The 22,033-nt window shown below is 51.5% G+C and carries 17 protein-coding genes and 1 tRNA gene; 9 read left to right on the plus strand and 9 right to left on the minus strand.

Going from position 1 to position 22,033, the window contains the following annotated elements; all coding sequences use genetic code 11:
- The first annotated feature begins 121 nt into the window (after positions 1-121).
- Complete coding sequence (locus HJG54_RS11180; RefSeq protein ID WP_211620112.1) at positions 122-310, plus strand: hypothetical protein; 189 nt, start codon at positions 122-124, stop codon at positions 308-310.
- Between the two features lie 35 nt (positions 311-345).
- On the opposite strand, the gene HJG54_RS11185 is transcribed toward HJG54_RS11180, so the two are convergent.
- Complete coding sequence (locus HJG54_RS11185) at positions 346-753, minus strand: response regulator (protein ID WP_316434998.1); 408 nt, start codon at positions 751-753, stop codon at positions 346-348.
- A 613-nt stretch (positions 754-1,366) separates the two neighbouring features.
- Here HJG54_RS11185 and cobW point away from each other — a divergent pair.
- Positions 1,367-2,428: a cobalamin biosynthesis protein CobW gene (gene cobW / locus HJG54_RS11190; protein ID WP_316435000.1), complete on the plus strand. Its 1,062-nt coding sequence runs from the start codon at positions 1,367-1,369 to the stop codon at positions 2,426-2,428.
- A gap of 42 nt (positions 2,429-2,470) precedes the next feature.
- Here cobW and HJG54_RS11195 read toward each other — a convergent pair whose 3' ends face one another.
- Positions 2,471-4,936: a tetratricopeptide repeat protein gene (locus HJG54_RS11195; RefSeq protein WP_316435002.1), complete on the minus strand. Its 2,466-nt coding sequence runs from the start codon at positions 4,934-4,936 to the stop codon at positions 2,471-2,473.
- 640 nt (positions 4,937-5,576) lie between these two features.
- Positions 5,577-5,747: a photosystem II assembly protein Psb34 gene (gene psb34 / locus HJG54_RS11200; RefSeq protein ID WP_106406771.1), complete on the minus strand. Its 171-nt coding sequence runs from the start codon at positions 5,745-5,747 to the stop codon at positions 5,577-5,579.
- A gap of 659 nt (positions 5,748-6,406) precedes the next feature.
- Between psb34 and HJG54_RS11205 the strand changes: the two genes are divergently transcribed.
- Positions 6,407-8,905, plus strand: a complete 2,499-nt coding sequence (locus tag HJG54_RS11205; RefSeq protein ID WP_316435004.1) for a CHAT domain-containing protein — start codon at positions 6,407-6,409, stop codon at positions 8,903-8,905.
- 43 nt (positions 8,906-8,948) lie between these two features.
- Here HJG54_RS11205 and HJG54_RS11210 read toward each other — a convergent pair whose 3' ends face one another.
- Positions 8,949-10,328 (minus strand): (Fe-S)-binding protein, encoded by a 1,380-nt coding sequence (locus HJG54_RS11210; protein WP_316435005.1) that lies wholly within the window; start codon positions 10,326-10,328, stop codon positions 8,949-8,951.
- 13 nt (positions 10,329-10,341) lie between these two features.
- A complete protein-coding gene (locus tag HJG54_RS11215; RefSeq protein WP_316435008.1) occupies positions 10,342-11,643 on the minus strand; it encodes an FAD-binding oxidoreductase in 1,302 nt (433 codons plus the stop codon).
- A 244-nt stretch (positions 11,644-11,887) separates the two neighbouring features.
- Here HJG54_RS11215 and HJG54_RS11220 point away from each other — a divergent pair, with 244 nt between their 5' ends.
- Positions 11,888-12,769 carry an LPS biosynthesis glycosyltransferase gene (locus HJG54_RS11220; RefSeq protein ID WP_316435009.1) on the plus strand — a complete coding sequence of 294 codons (882 nt, stop codon included), beginning with the start codon at positions 11,888-11,890 and terminating at the stop codon, positions 12,767-12,769.
- Here HJG54_RS11220 and HJG54_RS11225 read toward each other — a convergent pair.
- Both HJG54_RS11225 and HJG54_RS11230 read right to left on the minus strand, forming a co-directional pair.
- Positions 12,754-13,392 carry a chorismate lyase gene (locus HJG54_RS11225; protein WP_036004748.1) on the minus strand — a complete coding sequence of 213 codons (639 nt, stop codon included), beginning with the start codon at positions 13,390-13,392 and terminating at the stop codon, positions 12,754-12,756. The genes HJG54_RS11220 and HJG54_RS11225 overlap by 16 nt on opposite strands.
- Before the next feature lie 198 nt (positions 13,393-13,590).
- Positions 13,591-13,671, minus strand: a tRNA-Leu gene (locus HJG54_RS11230).
- A gap of 215 nt (positions 13,672-13,886) precedes the next feature.
- Here HJG54_RS11230 and HJG54_RS11235 point away from each other — a divergent pair.
- Entirely contained in the window at positions 13,887-14,543 is a 657-nt protein-coding gene (locus tag HJG54_RS11235) for a prepilin-type N-terminal cleavage/methylation domain-containing protein (RefSeq protein WP_316435010.1), read from the plus strand.
- 20 nt (positions 14,544-14,563) lie between these two features.
- Here the strand turns inward: HJG54_RS11235 and HJG54_RS11240 are convergent, their stop codons facing one another.
- Both HJG54_RS11240 and HJG54_RS11245 read right to left on the minus strand, forming a co-directional pair.
- The gene (locus HJG54_RS11240; RefSeq protein WP_316435012.1) at positions 14,564-15,643 is read right to left on the minus strand and encodes an ATP-dependent 6-phosphofructokinase; all 1,080 of its coding nucleotides are present in this window, start codon (positions 15,641-15,643) and stop codon (positions 14,564-14,566) included.
- A 147-nt stretch (positions 15,644-15,790) separates the two neighbouring features.
- Complete coding sequence (locus HJG54_RS11245) at positions 15,791-16,060, minus strand: hypothetical protein (RefSeq protein WP_316435014.1); 270 nt, start codon at positions 16,058-16,060, stop codon at positions 15,791-15,793.
- A 315-nt stretch (positions 16,061-16,375) separates the two neighbouring features.
- On the opposite strand from HJG54_RS11245, the gene fbp reads away from it, so the two are divergent.
- The 4 genes from fbp (at position 16,376) to opcA (ending at position 22,024) form a co-directional block, all read left to right on the plus strand.
- A complete protein-coding gene (gene fbp / locus HJG54_RS11250) occupies positions 16,376-17,449 on the plus strand; it encodes a class 1 fructose-bisphosphatase (protein ID WP_316435015.1) in 1,074 nt (357 codons plus the stop codon).
- An 81-nt stretch (positions 17,450-17,530) separates the two neighbouring features.
- Positions 17,531-18,676: a transaldolase gene (gene tal, locus HJG54_RS11255; RefSeq protein WP_316435016.1), complete on the plus strand. Its 1,146-nt coding sequence runs from the start codon at positions 17,531-17,533 to the stop codon at positions 18,674-18,676.
- 196 nt (positions 18,677-18,872) lie between these two features.
- Complete coding sequence (gene zwf / locus HJG54_RS11260) at positions 18,873-20,402, plus strand: glucose-6-phosphate dehydrogenase (RefSeq protein ID WP_316435017.1); 1,530 nt, start codon at positions 18,873-18,875, stop codon at positions 20,400-20,402.
- A 290-nt stretch (positions 20,403-20,692) separates the two neighbouring features.
- Complete coding sequence (opcA, locus tag HJG54_RS11265; RefSeq protein WP_316435018.1) at positions 20,693-22,024, plus strand: glucose-6-phosphate dehydrogenase assembly protein OpcA; 1,332 nt, start codon at positions 20,693-20,695, stop codon at positions 22,022-22,024.
- The last annotated feature ends 9 nt before the right edge of the window (positions 22,025-22,033 follow it).

Below are 22,033 nucleotides of genomic sequence, written 5' to 3' on the forward strand. Positions count from 1 at the left end.
TAAAATGAGATATGAATGAATAGATGTTCTCTTCTAAACTGCAGGGCTTATGGTTCGTGCCTGCTGAAGTTGGTGATATCGTGCCAGAGGTTGTATAGAAACGTACGCAAAACTCAACAATATGGATCTCGAAGAGTTTGAGGCTCAAACTCGATCAACTATCGAGCAAACGCTCAACCAACTGCACACGGCCTCCTTGCTTGTCGGGCAGTTAGAAACTCAAATTGCTGAAACTGGGAAAACTGTACAAACCCTTAGCCAGCTAATTGAGAATTTCATTGCTCAACAAAAGCGACAATCCTCTCGCTGAGTCTCTAGCTTCTAAACCAGCTTCTAAACCAGCTCCTAAACCAGTTGATAATTCAGCTCCTGCAAAATTGACTGTTTGAGTTGGGTTAGACTGACTGGCTTGACTAGATACTGGGAAGCACCCAACTTCAGCGCCCGCTGCTGATCAGCCTGAAAAGCAAACGCAGAAATTACAATCACTGGTATCTCTAACCAGTCTGCGTGCCACTGTCGCTGCTGTAACAGCGAATAGCCATCCACATCAGGTAGTTTGAGGTCAAGCAGCACGAGATGAGGACGAAATTGAGCCATTGCAGCGCCAAACTGAGCGCCCTTCGCCAGCCCCATCACCTTATATCCGTAATACTCCAGATAGTCACTCATCAATTGGCGGCTTGCCTCGTTATCTTCAACAAGCAGAATACGAGCGCCCGTCATTGGAGTTGATCCGAGGGTTTTAGACATGAATGATTCCATCTCGCAATATCTGACAGTTGACTCAACTCTCAAATTGCAAGTATTGACCACTTAGCCCAGGCAGGCTGATGGACACAGCTAGCATGTGAGCTAAGAGCCTATCCGAACCGAGCAGAAGCAAGGCTTCAGCAGATCTACCTTGCTAATCTCAAGAAACACAAATTTAGAGAACACACAGGAACACGAACAGAAATACAAATGCAGAGAGTATTGAAGCGATCACGCCAACCCCATCAAGAGTTGACTTGGTTGAAAACTAAAGCTTAGTGACGAACTGAATGCAGGAACTTGTCTCGATCTTAATCTTTAAACCAATTACACTCGTTCAATCATTGTAACGTTTCTGTAAAGATCATCGGTGAAACTTCGGACGAAGCACGAATATCCGCTGAGCTTGTTAGCATTCAGGCCGTGAAGCAGCTCCAGGCAGCTCAATAATTTCCCGCTAGCCTGAGGGCGGCATCGGTCTCATGGTACGGTATTGAGGAGAATAAGCGGGTTCACGCTAGCTGATCGAACCGTGAAGTTGATTTCAAACTCAGGGTAGGCGGCGCCTGAAGTCTAGCTTGATCGCGATCTACAGCAATGGATGTGAAGTTTCATGCATAAAATCCCTGTTACAGTAGTCACGGGCTTCTTGGGTGTTGGCAAAACCACCTTAGTCCGCCATTTACTGCAACAAAACGGTGGCAGGCGCATTGCGGTTTTAGTAAACGAGTTTGGGGAAGTTGGGATTGACGGAGAACTGCTGCGAGCTTGCCAGATTTGTACCGAAGAATCCGCAGAAACCAACCAATCTGCTAGTGCGAGCGTTCCTCAGATTCTTGAGTTGGCAAACGGCTGCCTCTGCTGCACCGTACAGGAAGAATTTTTGCCAACCATGCAGGAATTACTGAAGCGGCGCGATCAAATTGATTGTATTTTGATTGAAACTTCAGGGCTGGCGCTGCCAAAACCCCTAGTGCAAGCCTTTCGTTGGCCTGAAATCCGTACCCAAGCGACTGTTGATGGGGTAATTACAGTCGTAGACTGCGAGGCATTGGCCAAAGGTCAGTTAGTTGGTGACTTGGTGGCTTTGGAATCTCAGCGGCAGGCCGATCCCAATCTGGAGCATGAGACTCCAATCGAAGAGCTGTTTGAGGATCAGTTAGCCTGTGCCGATTTGGTGTTGTTGACTAAGGTGGATCGAGTGAATCCACAAGAGCGCCATCAGGTTGAACAGTGGCTGAAGCAAGAACTTCCTGCTGGTGTCAAGGTTGTAGCCTGTCATCGCGGTGAGGTTAATCCTGAACTGCTGTTAGGGTTTAATGCTGCCGTTGAAGACCACCTAGACCAGCGTCCCAGCCATCACGATCACGAGGCTGAGCACGACCACGATGACGAGATCCAGTCAGTTTGGCTAGGCATTGAGCGCGACTATGACCCAGCTCAATTGGTTCGCCAACTCCAAGCCCTAGTACAAGAGCAAGAAATCTACCGTATCAAGGGATTTGTAGCCGTGCCTAACAAGGCTATGCGCTTAGTTCTACAAGGTGTTGGTGAACGATTTGATTACTTCTACGACCGACCTTGGCGGCCTGATGAACCTCGTCAAACTAAACTCGTACTGATTGGTCGCGCTCTGCAACCTGACCAAATCGAGGCGGTGATGCAGCAAGGCTAATATTTGGCAAAGCAATTGGCAGACTCAGCGGTAGCCGCGAAATTACAACCGAGGCAAAATCTCTGACAGCAGGTAGCTAGGAATTTGCGACAGAGCTTGGTTCTGTCCAGCCAGACCGAGCTGGTTATAGCATGCCCGCACGGTTTGCAACAGGCAAGATAGGGCTGTTTGGCGTAGATTCTCGTTCTGCTCCCAACCTTGTAGGGCTAATAAATGCTGCTGCAAAGCGGCAGTTAAATGATGAGTTTGCTCAGCAGCATCAGCAGCAAGAGTAGGGTTAGCATGACAATCCACGGCGATCTGATAGTGCGCCAAACCCAAGTTGTTTTGCGTAGAGGACAGATCGAAATTGAGTGCGGTAGTAGCTTCGTGGTTCTGGATCTGGTCAGCGGCCTTGAGTGCTGCTTCGTAGGCGGTAATCGCTTGCTGTAGGTAGGTGATCCGCTGACTGCCTAGGGAAGTCTGGTTCGCTAGATGCCAATAGGCCGTGCCGAGATTATTTTGGGTAGCGGCAAAACCGGCGGGGGTGCTATCGAGACTGCGGTACTGCAAAGCCGAGCGGTAGGCCGCAATGGCCTGGTGCAAATAGTCCTGTGCCTGTTCGTACTGGGCCAGATTCCAGTAGGCGGTGCCGAGGTTGTTCTGGATCATGGCGTAGGTGAGTGGCTCTTGGTCTGGGTTGTAATGACAGAGCGCTTGTCCATAGGACTGAATTGCCTGCTTCAGGTTGAATTCAGGCTGCTGGTGCTGGGCTAAATTCCAGTAGGTGGTGCCCAAATTATTTTGAGTGGATGCATAGCGCCAGGGATCCACTTCGGCTGGGCGATAGAGTAAAGCCTGTTGGTAAGCTTCCACTGATAATTGAAGGTTTATTACCGCTTCCTGGTAGCGAGCCAGATCGGCATAGGCGGCTCCCAAATTATTCTGCACCATGGCATAGGTCTGGGAATGCGCCTGAGGTTGAAGCGGATTGAGCGCTAGCTGATAAATTTGGACCGTTTGTTCTAAATAAAGCCTAGTGGCCTCAGGGTTGGCCTGATTCTGGGCCATGATCCAATAGAGGCTACCCAAATCATTCAGCAACTCAGCCCGTTCAATGCCTGTTTCCGGCAACAACTGCAATGCTTGCTCGTAGGCTTGAATTGCCACCGCTAGATTTTCAGCCGAAGCATCTCCCTGCTCGATACAGTCGCGGTAAAAGTTGCCCAGCGTTTGATAGGCCGTTGCCAGCACAAGGGGAGTTCCTTCTCCCTGTTGCAGCAGGTCCAGTTGCTGCTGCAGGAGGCTAATGTGCTGGAGGAGCGGCGCGTGTTTCGCTGGGTCTTGAGTGAGCAAATCCGACAGGGCAGCTTCCAGCAGGCTAGGATCAGCGCCAATTTCTCCGATCTTTTCTAGCGCCAGGGCCGAGGAGGATTGCTCTAGGTTGGACTGAGCGGGTTGGGTTGCAACCAGTAGGGATTGGGCGTAGCGCGTCTCATGGGTTGGCTCAGTTGCTGCATCACACTGACTTGCAGTCAGAGAATTCGGATCGGCTTCAGATAGATGCTGCCCGAGGTTGTGACTCCAGGCGGCGATCCACTGCTGAAAATCGGGTGGTAATTCATCCGGTAATTTCCACAAACTGGTGGAATCGCCTGGCTCTTCTGATTCATAAAGGGTGAGATCTTCGGCGAGGGGAATCCAGGGATTCTCGGCGGGTTGGATTGATGTGGATTCAGAATTGGGTTGATTATCTGAATCATCGCCTGAATTGACGTCTGGCTGCTCGTCGGGGCGATGATCAGTGCGGTCAGTTCGGTCAATAGGGGGCGGTGAAGGCAATTCCCTGAAGCTAGCGGAGCCAGGATTAAACTGGATGCGTTCTGGCAAGGAGGCAGGTAGAGGCGTTGGGTCGCCAATGAATTCAAATACACCGGTGCGGCAATCCCAAAACTCTGGTGCAGCTTCTGGCAACATGCGAAACCAGGGCTGGGTCATCCACAGCAGCAAGCAAGAGTTTAGCGATGGAAGTTGCTGTTCAATATTTTGTAGATAGGACAGAAATACGTTTTGCAGAGCTGCTGATTGGCGAATTAACCGCTCGATGCCCAGTATTTGAAAGGCTGGAATAAACGCTTGGTGATTGGTGCGGATGGCTGGAAAATAGCTGAGCCACTCATTGACTTGCCCGATTGGATCAGGATTATGCAGATCGAGATCGAGGGTGACTAGTCGGGGAAAGGCACGAGGTTCAACGGCAGGAAGCGATGAGGTGGGTAATCCGGCGGACGGAGGACTGGTGGAGATATGGGCCAGTTCGGACTGGAGCTGAATAGCGAATCGATCGCGCAAAGGCAGATCATCACAGACCGCAATAAAGATTTGGCGGCGCAGGTTGAGGCTCAAAGCAACCTTCAGGCGTTCATACGTCTGTTGGTTTAATCCTAGAATGTTGCGAAATGGATTCTCGGTCACGGAACTACCGCTAGAAGCAGAAGAGGAATCAACCTGGAGGGAACAAAGCACCATAAACTGACCAACGGTTTAGAAACTGTCTAACTTAACGAGTGAGCTGTTACGGAACTGACAAAACTCTCAGATTTGCCATGAAATGCCAAGTTCTAGGGCTAAATTCAGAAATAGCGTCAATACAAGAACCGCTACTTCTACTGAGATAAGCTGTATTAAATGCAACCTAAAAATACCGCAGTTTTCTCATAGGGCTGCTGCACTCTAAGTAAACATCGAGAGGGTTGTGCCAGACGGTAGGTTTACTCCGTTCAGGTATACCTGCTTATTTCAATGCTTCTGATCCAGAGTCAGGATAAGACGAACTGCAATCTTGATTTTCGAAGACAAATTTCCCTGCAAATTTACCCGTGCTATCAAGCAAAACTACTCCTATAGCAAGACATCAATTGGATTTGTCTCTGTTACTGAAGAATTGCCCTGAGCTGGGTTCAGCAAAACATGCATGTAGGTATTTATCGTCACAGGTACTTTGAATAACCTGATAAAGCACTAAAAAGACCAGGTGCGCTGAGGCAATCCTGGTCTTTCCAAAATATTTATTTGTGAAAGTATTTATGCAGTCACCTGCTTTGATTAGAGCAACTCGCTCATTTCTGATCAAGCAAGTCTGGTAGAGTAATTGCTTAGCAATCGGGTTTTATGAAACTGCAACCGCCACAAAAATTAATCCAACGACTAAAATAAGTCCAGCAGTACCCAAAATTACATACTGGATCTGTTGCCTTTTGGTTGGAGGTTCAGCCTGGTAAACCTTCGGCTCTACGGCAAAATTATTGAGGCGACCGCCCTCTTCAGTCGTGTATGGCATAACTCTGACAATCCTTGCAAAAATATTTTATTGACTGTAACAGACAATTACAATCTTGTCACTGATTGTGACTTTAGGGAAAATCCTCACGTAAAAATGCTGGTTGAAGGTTGATTGAAGGTTGCAGATTTTTGCGGATTCTAGAGTGCTCAGGCGTGTTCTACTGTGACTTGACCATATTTTCCAATTGTTTTGTTTATCTTCAATCGGCTAAGCATCTACGCATCTTATCTATCGCCTCTATCGCCAATCTGACCTATCACTGACCTATCACTGATCTGACATCAAGTTTGCATTGCTGTTACCTTAGGGATTTAGGCCACACTGCAAGAGCACCTTTAAACAAGGAACCCCCAACCTCGGCAAAGGAGATGGGGGAAGTTGAATCAGGGTGCATCTACCAATTCACTGTTCTGGTTGCTGGCGGTTCTGTCCGGATAAATCTGAGGAAAGTAAAAAAATGTTGCGGTGCTGAGCAGGCACGATAGACCAGGCAAGAGTAGACCAGGCAAGAGTAGACCAAGCAAGAGTAGACCAAGCAAGAGTAGACAGGCAACAATAAAGCAGGTGAGTCTAAACGCCCTGTAGCAACGATTGAATCGAAAAACGATTGAAACCGTTCGGCATAGTTAGGCAAGTATGAGGGGAGCGCTAGCGCAGTGACTCAGGAGTTTGATCTCTCTGTAACTCCGGTTGGGAACAACCAATATTTGGTGCGCACCGAGCGGGTTCCATATGGTGCGCCCTTGGCGCAGGAACAGGTAACTTGGCCAGTTGATAAATGGTTGGCTCAAGCGCGCCAACTCATGAGTGATCCGCTGCAAGGTGTGCTGCAAGCTGACCCGGCTCGCTCGTCTCTGAGTTTGATTGAACTGGGGCAAGAACTGTATGCTTCGCTGTTTCAGGCGACTTTACGCGATAGCTGGGTGATTGCTCAAGGGGTTGCCCAAAATCGACGTGAGCCGTTGCGACTGCGGTTGGGACTGAAGGGGGCGGATCTGTTGCGTCTGCCCTGGGAAGTGATGTATGGAACCGATGTACCTGTGGAACGGTTGCGACAGCCCGGAAGTATCACCTCTGCCCCTCGACCCCTGGCGACCGGTACCCGAATCATTTTCTCGCGCTATCTGTTGGGAACACGCCTGGTGGAGGAAAGTTTAGCCATTCCTCCTCAACTCAACCAGCCCCTGCGAATTTTAATGGTGGTGTCAGCACCAACCGATCAAGAGCAGCTCAAGCTCTACCGAGAAGTGAAGCAGATGCAGCAAGAGCTGCAAACCCAGTCGCCCTCGCGTGCAGAAATTGGCCACCAGCCCGGACCAGAAATTCAGCTCAAAATCTTGAATCAGCCGGGACGGGAGCAACTGACTCAGGAATTGGAGCAGAATCACTATCAGGTATTGCACTATGCCGGACACAGCGATTTGAGTGCTGCTGGTGGCAGCCTCTACCTGGTCAATAATCGCACTGGCTTAACTGAAGTTTTGGCAGGGGATGATCTGTCGGGGCTGCTAGTTAATAACGGTATTCGACTGGCGGTTTTTAACTCCTGTCGAGGTGCTCACACTGCTGTAGCCGATCCCAGTCTTGGACAAGACCGCAACTTGGCCGAAGCATTGGTGAGTCGAGGCATTCCTGCCGTGTTGGCCATGGCAGAGCAAATTCCTGACAATGTGGCGCTAAACCTAACTGGTTTGTTCTACCGCAGCTTAAAGTTGGGAATTCCAATTGATTCGAGTCTGAATCGGGCGCGGCAAGGGTTGATTTCTGCCTACGGCTCCCATCAGTTTTATTGGGCGTTGCCGGTGCTTTACCTGCATCCCGAGTTTGATGGCTACTTAATGACACGGGACCGCAACCGCGATTCCTTACGTGACCCCTCAATCGATCGCTCTAGCCGCTTGCCCGCTAACTATAGCGTACCGCCTTTGCTGCAGCGAGACCTGGCCGAGCTACCCGAACGACAGCCGCTTCGGAGTATGGAGGACCGCAATGTTACGCCGGCTCGCACCGGGCCTTCAACTGAAGACTTGGAGATAGTGGAGGCCGAAGCCCGCTCTGAAGAAGCAGACAAGTTGGTAATTGCAGAAATTTTCCAACAACTGTCACCGCCAGCCCAAGCCCACACCAACGGTGCTGCTCCAGCTGCGCCATCTCATCCACCCGATTCAAATTCCTCCATACCCCCCGATTCAGCATCAGATGTCCAGCCCCAGGAGCTGCCCTCAACGCCGCCCCAGCGATCTAAAAGCAGACGAGGAATGCATCGGTTCTGGGTTCTGCCGGTGTTGGGTGCAGCAGGAGTGGCGCTTGGCTATTTTGGCTTGAGGGCTTTGCCGCAACAAAGCTGGATGCCAGACTGGTTGGGCCACAGCGCTAGTCTTGAAACGCCGCAACCTTCTCCATCACTGCAAATTGATCTGTCTCAGGCGCTTGAAGACCTGGACCCGTCCCAGACCATTGAGGAACTAGGTGCTCTAGCCAAAGACTCCTTCCAAAATGGGCAAGTTGATGTAGGGATGGCAGCGGTGACAGTCTTGCTAGATCGAAATGCGCTTAATCAAGCCTCTAATGCGCTGAAGGCGGTTCCATCTGCCCTCAAGGAACATCCGCAGATCAATTTTTTGCGGGGCCGGCTAGCTTGGCAGGGGGTGAAGGCGGCAGATGGAGAACACACGGTGGCTCAAGCTCGAGACTTTTGGCAAAAATCGGCAAAAGATGACCCGGAAAATTTGGACTATCAAGAAGCGCTAGGCTTTACCTACTACGTCGAGAACGATTTAGAGACGGCACTCAAGATCTGGGCTGGACCGAATGCTGATTTGATGAGTCGAGATCCTCGCGTCTTAAACTTCAGGGCTGCCATTGCCCTCGCCATGAAAAAAGATGCCGCCAACCGTCCGCCTAATCAGCAGCGGGAGTATATCTTGACAGCCATTCAAAACTACAAGGGAGTGGTCAGCCGGGATCCAAAAAACTACAGCCCTGAAGCCTTGCAGAACAACTGGTTGTGGACCGAGGCCGCTGTTAGAGACTGGAAAGCCCTAGCGGAGATTGCCAATCAGCAGCCGAATCAGCCCGCCACTAGCCCGTCACCTGCACCCGTGTCTCCCACTCCCAGCCCTACCCCAACCGCACCTGCTGCACCAGCACCTTAAGGGCTATTGAGGCTCTTGCTTGCACTGAGTAAATCGATTAGATTCACTCAGCCACCACTTTGTTTAAGGAAACACCGCGAATCGAGTAGTCCAAGAGCTGGATTGGGTGCATCACCGAGACAGACTTGCCCTGAAGCTGGAGATGCTTGAGGATTTGCAACGAGCAGCCTGGATTAGCAGACGCGATCAGGGTAGCGCCCGTATTCAGCAAGTTATTCACCTTCTGCTGCCCCAATTCTTCAGCAACTTCGGGTTGCAGCATGTTGTAAACCCCAGCACTGCCACAACACAAGGCCGCATCGATCGGCTCGCGCAGCGTAACGCCCGGAATTTGCCGCAGCAGTTGACGAGGCTGCAAGCTGATTTTTTGCCCATGCAGCAGATGGCAGGCGTCTTGGTAAACCAGTGTTAGCGGTTCCGATTGCAGCGGCGACAGTCCAGCCGTTAGACCTACCGTCATCAAGAATTCCTGCACGTCTTTGACTTTGCTAGAGAATTCTTCGCCCCGCTCGCGGTAGATCGGATCATCCTGCAACAGGTGGCCATATTCCTTTAAAGTATGGCCGCAGCCTGCCGCATTAATAATAATGGCATCAACATCGGTTCCGGCAAAACTGTCGATCATCTGTCGAGCCAGTGCTTGAGCTTGAGCTTCTTGTCCCTGATGGTGAGGCAGAGCGGCGCAGCACCCCTGGGTTTTCGGAATCACTACCTCACAGCCATTGGCACTCAGCACTCGCGCAGTTGCTTCATTCACGTCGCTAAAGAACAGGCGTTGCACACAGCCCAAGATCATGCCGACTCGGTAGCGTCTTTCGCCTTGAGCGGGCACAACCGTCGGCAAGTTGTCCTGAAACGACTTGCGGGTGACAGTCGGCAGCAGGGTTTCCATTGCCGCCAGTCGGGGCGAAAAACGCTTCAGCAAACCGGTGGCGCGCACCAGTTGAGGCAATCCTGACTTTTGGTAGAGCATCAGTGGCGCTAGCAGCACCCGCAGCCGTTCTGGGTAAGGAAAGAAAGAGAAAATCAGCTGTCGAAACAGGCGGTCGCCTAAGGAGCGGGGATAGTTGCGTTCGATTTGGGGACGGGTGGCGGCAATCAGCTTGTCGTACTGCACGCCAGACGGACAGGTGGTGACACAGGCCAAACAACCCAAACACGAGTCAAAATGCTGCACGGTTGCGGTTGAGAGGGGTGCTTCGCCTTCGTTGATCGCGTCCATCAAGTAAATCCGGCCCCTGGGCGAATCGGTTTCTTTGCCAATTACTCGATAGCTGGGACAGGTGGACAAACAAAAGCCACAGTGGACGCAGGCATCGATCAGTTTGGGGTCAGGAGGATGGTGAGCGTCAAAGGAAGAGGCGGCGAGGTTGAGGTCCTCAAAGGTTGTATGGGTTGGATGACTCGAATCCTGCGTCTGCATGATAGTGCTCTGATTAAATGCCACCGACAAATCGGTGCGGATTGAGGAGGTTTTTAGGATCAAATTGGGCTTTGAGGCGCTGCATTACCGCTAGGGCATTGCCAGGGTAGCCCCAAACATCAAGGGCTTGTTTGAGCAACAGCGGAGCCGCCTGGATACTGAGAAAGCCGCCCTGTGACTGACAGATCTGCCGCAGATTCAGTACCATTGCGCTCGTAGCCTCAGTGAGTTTGATTGTGCCCAACCCACTGCCCGCGTGGATGACACCCAGCCCATCTGTCATTTGCTGAATCTGATCCAGGGTTGCTACCGCTCGATTTGGCTCTACTCCTATTTTGCAAGTAATTGCAGCCTCGCTGGGAGCCGAATCGATTTGTTCTCGCAATCGCTGCCATAGATCAGCTTCCTCAGCCGAGTGGATCGAGATGGCCTGGAGTCCTAACCGTTCGGCGAGTTGGGTAAGTTGCTCACTTTGCTGCGCCACACTCACCTCGATGCTTTGAAACCGCACCAATAGCCCCATTGCCCTACCCAACTGCAAGGCTGCGACGGTGGCCGGAGTCAGGATAGCGATGGCAGTCGGCGTCAGGGCAGAAGCCAGTAACGCGGCGGTAGCCTGACTCAGGGCGCTAGCCTCTCCGATCAAGAGCATCGTTTGCGAGGCTGGCGGGAGGGGATAGATGCGAAAGGTTGCCTGCGTCAGGATACCTAGCGTGCCATAGGAGCCGGTAAACAATTTCATCAAATCGTATCCCGCCACATTCTTGACCACCTTGCCGCCCGCCTTAGCGAGTTTGCCATCACTGCGAACAAAGGAGATTCCGATCAGCATGTCTCGGACGCCGCCATAGCGCTGCCGCAAGGCACCTGTATCAGCTGTGGCAACAACGCCGCCCAAGCTAGCCTGATGGGGATAGGCTGGGTCCACCGCTAAAAACTGTCCGGTTGTGTTCAGGGTGGTTTGTAAATCTGCCAATCGTAGTCCTGCCTCTGCAGTCACGGTCATGTCGCTGCTGGCATGATCGAGCAACCGATTTAGTTTGGCAGTGCTGACTACGAGCTGCACGTCCTCTGCCACTCCGCCCCAATGCAGCTTACTGCCACTGCCGCAGGGCAACATTTGCCAGCCATTTCGATCCGCACAGGTGAGGACTTCTGCCAGTTCTTCTGGAGAGGAGGGATACACGGCACACTTGATAGTAGCCTTGGGTGCGGCCAAACTAATCTGGGCCTTGAGGTCAGGAGCGAACGCTTCCCAAGGGACTACCGCACTGGGACCAAGAATGCTCTCTAGCTTTTGGGCAATTAAACTCATGCAGTTAGTTAGATCCGGTAGAGCGAAACTTTGTCAGGAGCTGCCCTTCACTCTAGCAGGAGTCTTGCCTGATTTCGTTATGCCGGGTTGATTTCTGGGTACCTTACAACTGACTTTTGGGCAAACCGGTCTGAGTCTTGTTCTATGAGTCTTGTTCTAAAGGATTGGTAACTTCATCCTGGTTTGTCAAATGCCCTTTTGGATTTAACCAGCTAATGCAACCTGCTAAAAACAGACCAGTCAGATGCATACCCAATTAGATGCACCTCCGATGCACAAACTATTCAATCAGCCGCAGCCCAAACTAGCTACAGCCATTGGTCAAACCTTTATCCTTGCCTATCGGGAATCAACCCATGTTTTGGAACAAACGCTGACAGAAGCGGGGCTGTCCTGTGGGGTACTCCGACAAGCTGACCGACCGGAATACCAGGACTACGCCTCGATTTACCGCTGTTTGCTGAATCATCAGCAAGCCTGGATGCAAGCCGCCCATGCCCAGCAGCCCACCTTGATTGTGGAAGCTGATTTTGTTCCGGTAATTGGGTTTGGAGAGTTGCCTTTACCGTTCAACCTGAGCCAACCCGATGTGGGAATCTGCTGGCTCTACACCTGCGCACCCCAGCTCTACAGCGTCACTCAGGAAGGCTTTGGTGAAGGTTACTCGACTGGCCTCGTGGCCTATATTGTTACTCCCAAGGCGGCCCAACTGCTCTGCCAATTCGTCACCGAAATCACCCAAGCCCATGGAACCGGCTACTACAATTTCGACTCCTATATTGATTGCTATTTACGGCAGCACCAATTGAAAAACTACATTGCCTTCCGTAACTATGGTGAGCATGGAGGCAAGCCGAATCCAGAGCATCGCCGTAATGGCATGAGCGGGATTCACCGCGCCGATGTGTTGTACGGAGAACTGGCCTTTCTGCCGCCCTATGCTCAAGCCAGCAAGCACCCACTGCTTTGTTTACTGCTAGCGAGGCTACGAGCGCGGTTAAAGGGGATCGGGCGGCTGCTGCTGGGCAAGTTTCTGCGCCTTCAGGTGTTGCGACGTTCCACCGTACCGTGGCGACTCTTGGGGTTTGCGCTCCGCCGTCAGCTCTATGTTTATAGAGAATTTTGATGTTCCACCTGAGTTGGACCTAAATATTTTGTCAGGTAAGGCGAAAACACTTCGTAGATCAGGGTCAGTGGGCGTCCGTGGTGCCAAAACAGGTAGTGCCGACCCCAGAATGGGCCGCGCTGCCCAAAAGCTAACTCCAGCGGTGCCGAATGGCCGTAGTGAATCCCTTGCACATCGCGATACAGTTCGGTTCGCAGACGCGCCAAGCTAGCCCAGATCGGCAGCGAACGGTTTTGCAGATATTCATCGACATGACTTGCTTCCCACCAGGAGGTGGCGTAGGCCAAACGTTGTCCAGATGCGGTTCGTAGCCAAACTTGCCGCCGAATCCAGGGGCTGGGCACCATATGAATCGGAGTGGGTGCTCCTTCGGAATCGTCTCCAATCGGCGACATATCAATCACATCCACTTCGGTGGGTTCGCCGGTTAGGAGCTGCAAATGCCGGGTTGGAGAACCATCTCCCAGAAGCAGAAGCTGCCAGGCGGGGGCCAATTGAGCATGAGGCAGACCGCACTGCACGACTGTTTCATCACCTTCCCAAATCGGGTCGAGGACATACCAGGAGGTTGGTAAGGCTAAGCTTTTGGCTGGTTGATTAGGTGCGCGAAATGCTGGAGTCAAAATCAGTTACAAAAGTTAAACTTCTGTCAATCATGGTAACAGGATTCCGGCTTGACCGGGTGTTGCCGAGGGCTGGAGGTCAGCAGTGAGCTAGTTACAGGAGCTGATTGACTTAAATGATTGACTTAATAAAAGAAATGCCTACACAAATAGCCGCTAGCTATTTGCTGGCGGCTAGTAAAGCAAGCTATTAACTAATGCGGATGGCGAGACTCGAACTCGCAAGGCAAAGCCACACGCCCCTCAAACGTGCGCGTATACCAATTCCGCCACATCCGCAGGTTGATCCGGAAGCATTTAGCCAAGTTTTAACTTAATTTGCTCCAGTATTTAAGCATACCGTTCAAAGAATCGATCTGACAACTCAAATTTGAGGTTTTGCTAATTGTCGGAAACGGTGGTTGCCAGATAGTGGTTGCCAGATAGTGGTTGCCAGATAACTGAGGGAAACCTAGAGGGCGGAGTTGTTTGAACTGAGTCACTAGGGTGCAGTCATGAATCGCAAGCTTGGGCCAGGGTGCCAACTTCTGGGCTATTTCTGCTGGCTAGACAAGAGATCTGCAAATCTGGCAAAAATCCAGCCCTCTGCTCCATCTACTTATCGAACAATTTGTCGAACAATTTGTCGAACAATTTGTCGAACTCGTCATCGAGCAATTCCAGCCGCAACAGCAGGACTAACGCTGCTAGAGATGCTGGTCGCAATTGTGATTGGGGGAATTTTAATGGCGATTTTGGCTCCTGCCTGGTTGGGATGGCATGCTGATAATCGGCTCGCCACAGCCCAAGACGAGGTATTTCAGGCGATGCGGCAGACGCAAAATCAGGCGTTGAACACGCGGCAAACCTGGCGGGTTGGGTTTCGTCAGGCTGCGGAGTACGTTGAATGGAGCATGTTTCCGGCGGTGTCTCCTGCGGATGCCCAATGGCAAACCCTTGTTGCTGGCGTGCAGATTGCCCCAGCAGAAACCACCTTGAGGCAAGAGACCGAGATGTATTTCGTTGAATTTAACCACAAGGGACATGTGACGCCGCCCTTTGGACGCATTAGTTTGTCCAGCCACTGGTCTGACCGCAAGCGGCGCTGTGTGTTTGTTTCAACCTTGCTGGGGGTGTTGCGCAAAGCGGCGGATAGAGCCTGTTACCGATAATCCATGCGCTACGATTGGCGCTACGAGCCTAAACAGATGTCCAGTCCCCTGGCGGTTTTAACCAAGGTGCCGTTTGGATCCACGGTGCTGTATTGGGCAATTGCCTCAGCGATAGGGACGCTCACCACCTGTCGATTCTGCCAGGTCACCATGTGGTCATACTTTTCTTCGGCAATTAAATCGACTGCTGCCACACCAAAGGCCGCCGCTGTGAGCCGATCCAAAGGAGAAGGAATGCCACCCCGCTGCACATGGCCTAGCACCGTGACACGAGTTTCTGCTCCGCTACAGGCGGAGATGCGCTCGGCCAGATAGTGCCCGATGCCTTCAAACCGGCGGGTGCCATCCGCATCTTGGCGAGTCACAGGTTCTCCCGATTCGGTGCGGACTGCTTCTGCCACAACTATTAAACAGAAGTTTTGGCCCCGTTCCTGGCGAGAACGTAGCTTTTGGCAAATGCTTTCCATTGTGTAGGGAATTTCGGGAATCAGGATCACATCGGCTCCGCCGGCAATTCCGGCTGAGATGGCAATATGGCCTGCGTCCCGTCCCATGACTTCTAGAATCATGACGCGGCTATGGCTGGCGGCTGTGAAGTGGAGCCGATCCAGCGCCTCAGTGGCAATATTCACGGCGGTGTCAAAGCCAATTGCTCGCTCGGTGATGCCGATGTCATTGTCAATCGTTTTGGGAATGCCGACCAGATTGATGCCACCCTGTTGGGCCAATCGCCGCAAAATCGCCAGACTGCCATCCCCACCAATGCCAATCATGGCATCTAATCCCAGCAGGTGATAGCCTTCGATAATTTCATTGGAACGGTCGCTCAAGGAGCCATCACTCATCGGATAGGCAAAGGGATTTCCCTTGTTAGTGGTGCCCAAGATGGTGCCGCCCATTGTGAGCAATGTATCAACTTCAGTTGGCTCTAGGCAGACAACCTGGGGTGGACGGGCCATCAGTCCTTTCGTTGCTTGCTGGATGCCCCAAACATCCCAGTTGTAGGTGGAAGCGCGATGTACCACTGCTCGAATCACAGCATTGAGGCCGGCACAATCCCCACCGCTGGTTAAAATTCCGATCCGCTTGTATGCTCCCATCGCGTTCTCCTGCAGCGTAAAAGATGAGCAAGGAAGAGTTTTGCGTTAAACCCACATCGGAATTAATTATGCTGCTCCTCAATGAACGTCTTCTCATCTTTGTACGGAAACTTAAAGGAGAGGAAGCAATTTTTCTGGAGATCGCACTTAATCGCCACCGTTGCGTCCCTGCGCAATCGCCCGAATTAGCTGCAGCATCAGTGCTCGATCCTGATTGGCCTGCTCTACAAACCGCTCAAAACGCTGCCTAGATTCTTCATGTAGACGCATGGATTCTTCATGCTGAGCTTCATGAGTTGCCACAATATCAGCCAGAGTTGCGACAGTTGAGCGCAGATCCGAAACCAGTTGCTTGAGTTCAGTCATGTCAATTTCCAGGCGTTCGACGCGGGGTTCTAGGTTTTGGGGATTGGTCATGCCGATTTCTCCAATTTATTGAATTATTTCTATAAAACCCAGCACTGCGGTCTACAGATGAAGTGAAGAGATTCTGTCTAGAGTACAAGCATACTTATTTGGTCAGCGCAATTCTGATCAACTTGTCATACTCAGCCCTTGCCAAGCTGACATTCATCTCTGTCTCAAGAGCCATTTCTATAGTTGATCTAAAGTTCAGCCCCGTTCCGAGAATGGATCTCTAAGATAGAAGGTGCAGGGCAGCCCGCTACGGCGTGAGGGGTTAAAACCCGCACCGCAGTAATGCCAATTCAACTAACGGCAAGGAAGAGTTATATGACTGAAATCGATCAACCGTTAGATCTAAACCACCAATATGCCCTCGACCGCGACTGTACCACTCTGTCCCGGCATGTGTTGCAGCAGCTTCAGAGCTTTTCGCCTGAAGCCCAGGATTTGAGTGCGCTGATGAATCGAATTGCCCTGGCCGCCAAGCTGGTTGCCCGTCGCCTCACCCGTGCCGGATTAGTGGAAGACGCGCTAGGGTTTACTGGTCGCACCAATGTGCAGGGCGAATCTGTCAAGAAAATGGACGTGTTTGCCAATCAGGTGTTCATCTCGGCCTTTGAACAAAGCGGCTTGGTTTGTCGCTTGGCCTCCGAGGAGATGGACAATCCCTACTACATTCCTGACAACTGTTCGATCGGTCGCTACACGCTGCTCTATGACCCGATTGATGGTTCGTCTAATGTAGACATTAACCTGAATGTGGGATCGATTTTTGCGATTCGGCGGCAGGAAGGCGAGGAGCCGTATAGTTCAGAAGACCTGCTTCAGGATGGACACAAACAAATCGCCGTTGGCTACATTCTCTACGGTCCGAGCACCATGCTGGTATATTCGATTGGGCATGGTGTTCATGCTTTTACGCTGGACCCCAGCCTAGGCGAGTTTATTCTGTCGTCTGAAAATATTCGTATTCCCGACCACGGCCCGGTCTACAGCGTCAATGAAGGCAACTTTTGGCAATGGGAAGAGTCGATTCGCAACTATATTCGCTACGTCCATCGCCATGAAGGCTATACGGCCCGATACAGCGGCGCGCTCGTAGGAGACATTCACCGGATTTTGTTCCAGGGTGGCGTATTCCTCTATCCCGGCACAGTGAAGAAGCCAGAGGGCAAACTGCGGTTGCTTTATGAGTCGGCTCCCTTGGCCTTCTTGATCGAGCAAGCGGGTGGCAAAGCCAGTACAGGAACGCAGTCGATTTTGGACGTGGTGCCAGAAAAACTGCATGCCCGCACGCCCTTGATCATTGGCAGCAAGGAAGATGTGGCTCTGGTCGAGTCGTTTATTCAAGAGCACAACCGCGAACAGCAAGAGCGAGAGATATTAACGTCCAAAGGCTGATCCAGAGCCGCTGAGTCGAGCTTTATGGTTGAAGCAAATCGGTTAAAGCAAATCTGGCGCAATGCATGAGGAATTGATGAGATGACAACGAACCACCTACTAGAAATTAAGCAATACGGTCAAAGTATCTGGATGGATAACCTCAGCCGCGATTTGATTGAATCGGGCGAACTGAAGCAGCTCGTTGAAACTCGCGGCATTGCCGGAATCACCTCTAATCCAGCCATTTTTCAGAAAGCGATTGCTGGAAACGCGATTTATGACAAATCGATTGAAGCGGGCATCCGCGCCAATCTGTCGGTACAGGAAATCTACGAATCGCTCGTATTTGACGACATCCGCAACGCCTGCGATATCCTGATGCCCGTGTATCAGCAAACCGACGGTCTGGACGGCTATGTCAGTATCGAAGTGCCGCCTTCGATTGCCCATGACACCGAAAAGACGATCGAGGAAGCCAAACGCTACTACGCTCAGATTGGTCGTCCCAATGTCATGATCAAGATTCCGGGCACCTCAGCGGGGCTGCCAGCAGTTGAAGCCGTGATCGCGGCGGGGATCAACGTCAACGTAACGCTGCTGTTTTCGGTAGACAGCTACGTCAATTGCACCGAGTCCTACATTCGCGGTCTCGAAGCACGGGTTGCCAAGGGTGAAGACATCAGCAAAATTACCTCGGTGGCCAGCTTTTTCCTCAGCCGCATCGACAGCAACATCGACGAGCGCATCGATCAGAAACTCAAGGGCATGGATCAAATCACCGCTCGCGAAAAGCTGCTGGCCATTAAAGGTAAGATTGCGATTGCCAACGCCAAACTGGCCTATCAGGAATACAAGAAAATCATCGCTACCGATCGCTGGAAAGCTCTAGCTGCAAAAGGGGCAAACGTGCAGCGGCTCCTCTGGGCCAGCACCAGCACCAAGAACCCCGACTACAGCGATGTGATGTATGTGGATGAGCTGATCGGTCCCGATACGGTCAACACCCTACCGCCGAACACAATCGATGCCTGTAGCGATCACTGCAATGTGGACAGCCGGATTGAGTCCAACGTCGATGAAGCCTATCACCTGGTTGAAAGCCTCAAAGATCCCGATGTTGACATTGATCTTGACCAAGTCATGGATGAACTCCTAACCGACGGCATCGAGAAATTTGTTCAACCCTTTGAGGCGCTAATGCAGTCTCTGCAAGAAAAAGTGAATCGACTCTCGCCCGTTGCTTAAGGAAATTTTAAGTTTTGAGGGTTGAGTTTGGAGTGAATGACAACCGACAGCTTTGAGCGTTTTGGTTACAGTGCTGATGCAAAGTCATGCATGACCTAAGCCTCAGATCCCACAACTCAAAACTCAACACTCAAAACTTAAAACTCAACACTCAAAACTTCCATCCTCCAACCATAACCCCTTACTTCTACCGCCTATGGTGACCTTACTCGAAAACCCCCTGCGGGTTGGCCTGCAGCAAGATCGGATTCCGGAACCGCAAATTTTGGTGATTTTTGGAGCTTCCGGTGATTTAACTCAGCGAAAACTCGTCCCGGCGCTTTATCAAATGAAGCTGGAGCGTCGATTGCCGCCAGAGATTACCATTGTGGGCGTGGCCCGACGAGACTGGAGTCACGATTACTTTCGTGAACAAATGCGGGAAGGTGTGGAAGAATTCGGCGGTGGACTACGGAAAGAATCGACCTGGGAAGAGTTTGCCAAAGGATTGTTCTACTTCTCTGCTGATATCGATAATCCGGAAGGTTACCAAAAGCTGAAAGTGTTTCTGGAGGAAATAGATGCCCAGCGTGGCACCAGAGGCAATCGGGTTTTCTATCTGTCCGTTGCTCCCCGATTCTTCGCTGAAGCGATTCAGCAACTGGGGGCTGCCAATATGCTGTCGGATCCGCGCAAGCAGCGGTTGGTGATTGAAAAGCCGTTTGGCAAGGACCTGAGTTCGGCCCAGATGTTGAACCGGGTCGTTTATAGCACCTGTGCTGAAGAGCAAATCTACCGCATCGACCACTACCTGGGTAAGGAGACGGTGCAGAATTTGCTGGTGTTCCGGTTCGCGAACGCCATTTTTGAGCCGCTCTGGAATCGGCAGTTTGTCGATCATGTCCAGATCACGGTGGCAGAGACTGTGGGTCTGGAAGGACGAGCCGGCTACTACGAAACGGCTGGGGCACTGCGAGACATGGTGCAAAACCACCTGATGCAGCTGTTTTCCCTAACGGCAATGGAGCCTCCCAACTCCCTTGATGCCGATAGCATTCGCAACGAAAAGGTGAAGGTGTTGCAGGCAACTCACATTGCTGACCCAGAGAACCTGGAACTCTCAGCAGTACGCGGTCAATATACCAGCGGCTGGATGAACGGCCAACCAGTGCCAGCCTATCGGGAAGAAGAGGGCGCGAGTCCTGAATCCACCACAGCCACCTATGCCGCCTTGAAGCTAGTGATCGATAACTGGCGCTGGAAGGGGGTGCCCTTTTATCTGCGCACCGGCAAGCGTATGAGCAAAAAGGTCAGCGAAATTGCGATTCGTTTCCGGGAAGTACCGTTCTTGATGTTCCAATCTGCTGCCAAACAGGTGAATAGCAATGTGTTAGCTCTCCGGATTCAGCCAAATGAGGGGATTGCCCTGCGAATGGAGGTGAAAACGCCGGGTAGCTCGTTGCGGACTCGTTCGGTTGAGATGGATTTCAGCTACGAGAATGCTTTTGGTCAACCCAATACAGAAGCCTACAGTCGGCTACTTGTAGACTGCATGTTAGGCGATCAAACCCTATTCACTCGCGGTGACGAAGTGGAAGCCTCTTGGCGAATTCTAGCTCCGGTGTTGGAAGTCTGGGATGCCCCTGCTCCGCCGGACGTGATTCCCCTCTACGAAGCTGGCACTTGGGGACCGATCGAAGCCGAACTTTTGCTCAACCGCGAAGGCCGCCGCTGGCGCAGACTGTAATCAAGGTTTGAGTTTTAAGTGTTGAGGGTTGAATTAAAAGTAAATCAGCTTCAGCAAGTTTTGAGTTGAGAGTGGATGAGTTGCAAACTTGACTAACATTCTTGACTAACATCGGGTTCAATTTTTGAGGAATTTGGTTGATTTTGAAAATTGTTCGCTCTCAAAATTGAGCAAGATTTTAGACCCAACTCGCTTGACTTCTACTGGCCTAAAACTCAAAACTTAAAACTCAAAACTCAAAACTCAAAGCTCAAAACTTCCCATTTTCAAATTCATACCTTAACTGAATCATGAGCACTTCCTTTGTTACTTTGCAAAAACCAAAAGATATCTCGATTGACGAGATCGAAGCTGAGTTGGGGCGAATCTGGCAAAGTCAGGTGGGTGATAATGTTACCCCTGTTGCAACTCGTGCTGCCACCTTCAGTATGGTGATCTATGAACCCGAAGAGTTTCAGCAGCTCCTGGCGATCTTAGGCTTTTACAAGGGCGATATTGAAGGCGTTAATGGCCCAATGATGAAAGACGCTGTAAAAGAGGCCCAAAAAGCATATGGCCTGACGATTACAGGACGAGTCGATCCGGCTACTTTAGCCAAACTGCGAGAAGAATATGCCAAACTGCCGCCCGAACAAGCCAGACTAACGAATACCGATCTGCGCGGATCTAGCGTTCCTGATGCGATTGCGGCTCAAAACCCCTGTCGGATTATTACCCTCTGTCCTACGTTTGGGGAAGACCGAGGGGTGACAGCCCAAGTGTCGGTTTATTGCCCGATTCTGAAGAAGACCAATAGCAACCTGATGTGCTGCGAGTACATTACGCTGCGTGGTACCAAGGCGGCGCTCAACCGAGTTGGCGATATGGCAGCTTCCTTAATGATCCCGGAACTGCCCAAATTTGTCTGGTGGAAGGCTACGCCCAATCCGGAGCAAGAGCTATTCAAGAAAATGGTGGAGTGCTGCCGCTGCATTATTCTCGATTCGTCTTACTACAGCGATCCAGAGTCGGAATTCCTCAAGATGGTAGACCTGATCGAGGCAGAAACCTATGTGGCGGATCTGAACTGGCATCGCTTCTCGGCCTGGCAAGAGCTGACGGCAGCCGCCTTCGATCCGCCTGAGCGGCGTGATTCGCTCAAGGATATCGATCGCGTCACAATTGACTACGAGAAGGGCAACCCGGCGCAGGCGCTGATGTTTTTGGGCTGGCTGGCGAGCCGTTTGGAATGGCAGCCGGTTTCCTATACCGAAACCAAAGAACTCTACGACTTGATTTACATTGATCTGGTTGGTCCAAACCAGCAAACAATCAAAGCCGAGTTGGCAGGAGTGCCAGTTGGCGATCCCGGTGAGATTGTTGGCGACCTAATTGGCATCAGCCTTACTTCCAGCAACCCAAAGGCTGATTGCAACACGATTATCTGCTCGGAAACCACCGGCTGTATGCGGATGGAGGCCAAAGGCGGTGCTCAAATCGCCCGTACCGAACAGGTGACTGCCACCAGCGACCAAAAAGCCGAATTTCTGATGAGCCAACAGCTCCAGCGCTGGGGCCGCGATGTGCTCTATGAAGAAAGCATGGCGGTGGTCGCCCAAATGCTGCGGCTGCGGAAAGCTTGATTCGGTCAG

Source organism: Leptolyngbya sp. NK1-12 (assembly GCF_032598965.1).
Lineage (GTDB): Bacteria > Cyanobacteriota > Cyanobacteriia > Elainellales > Elainellaceae > Elainella.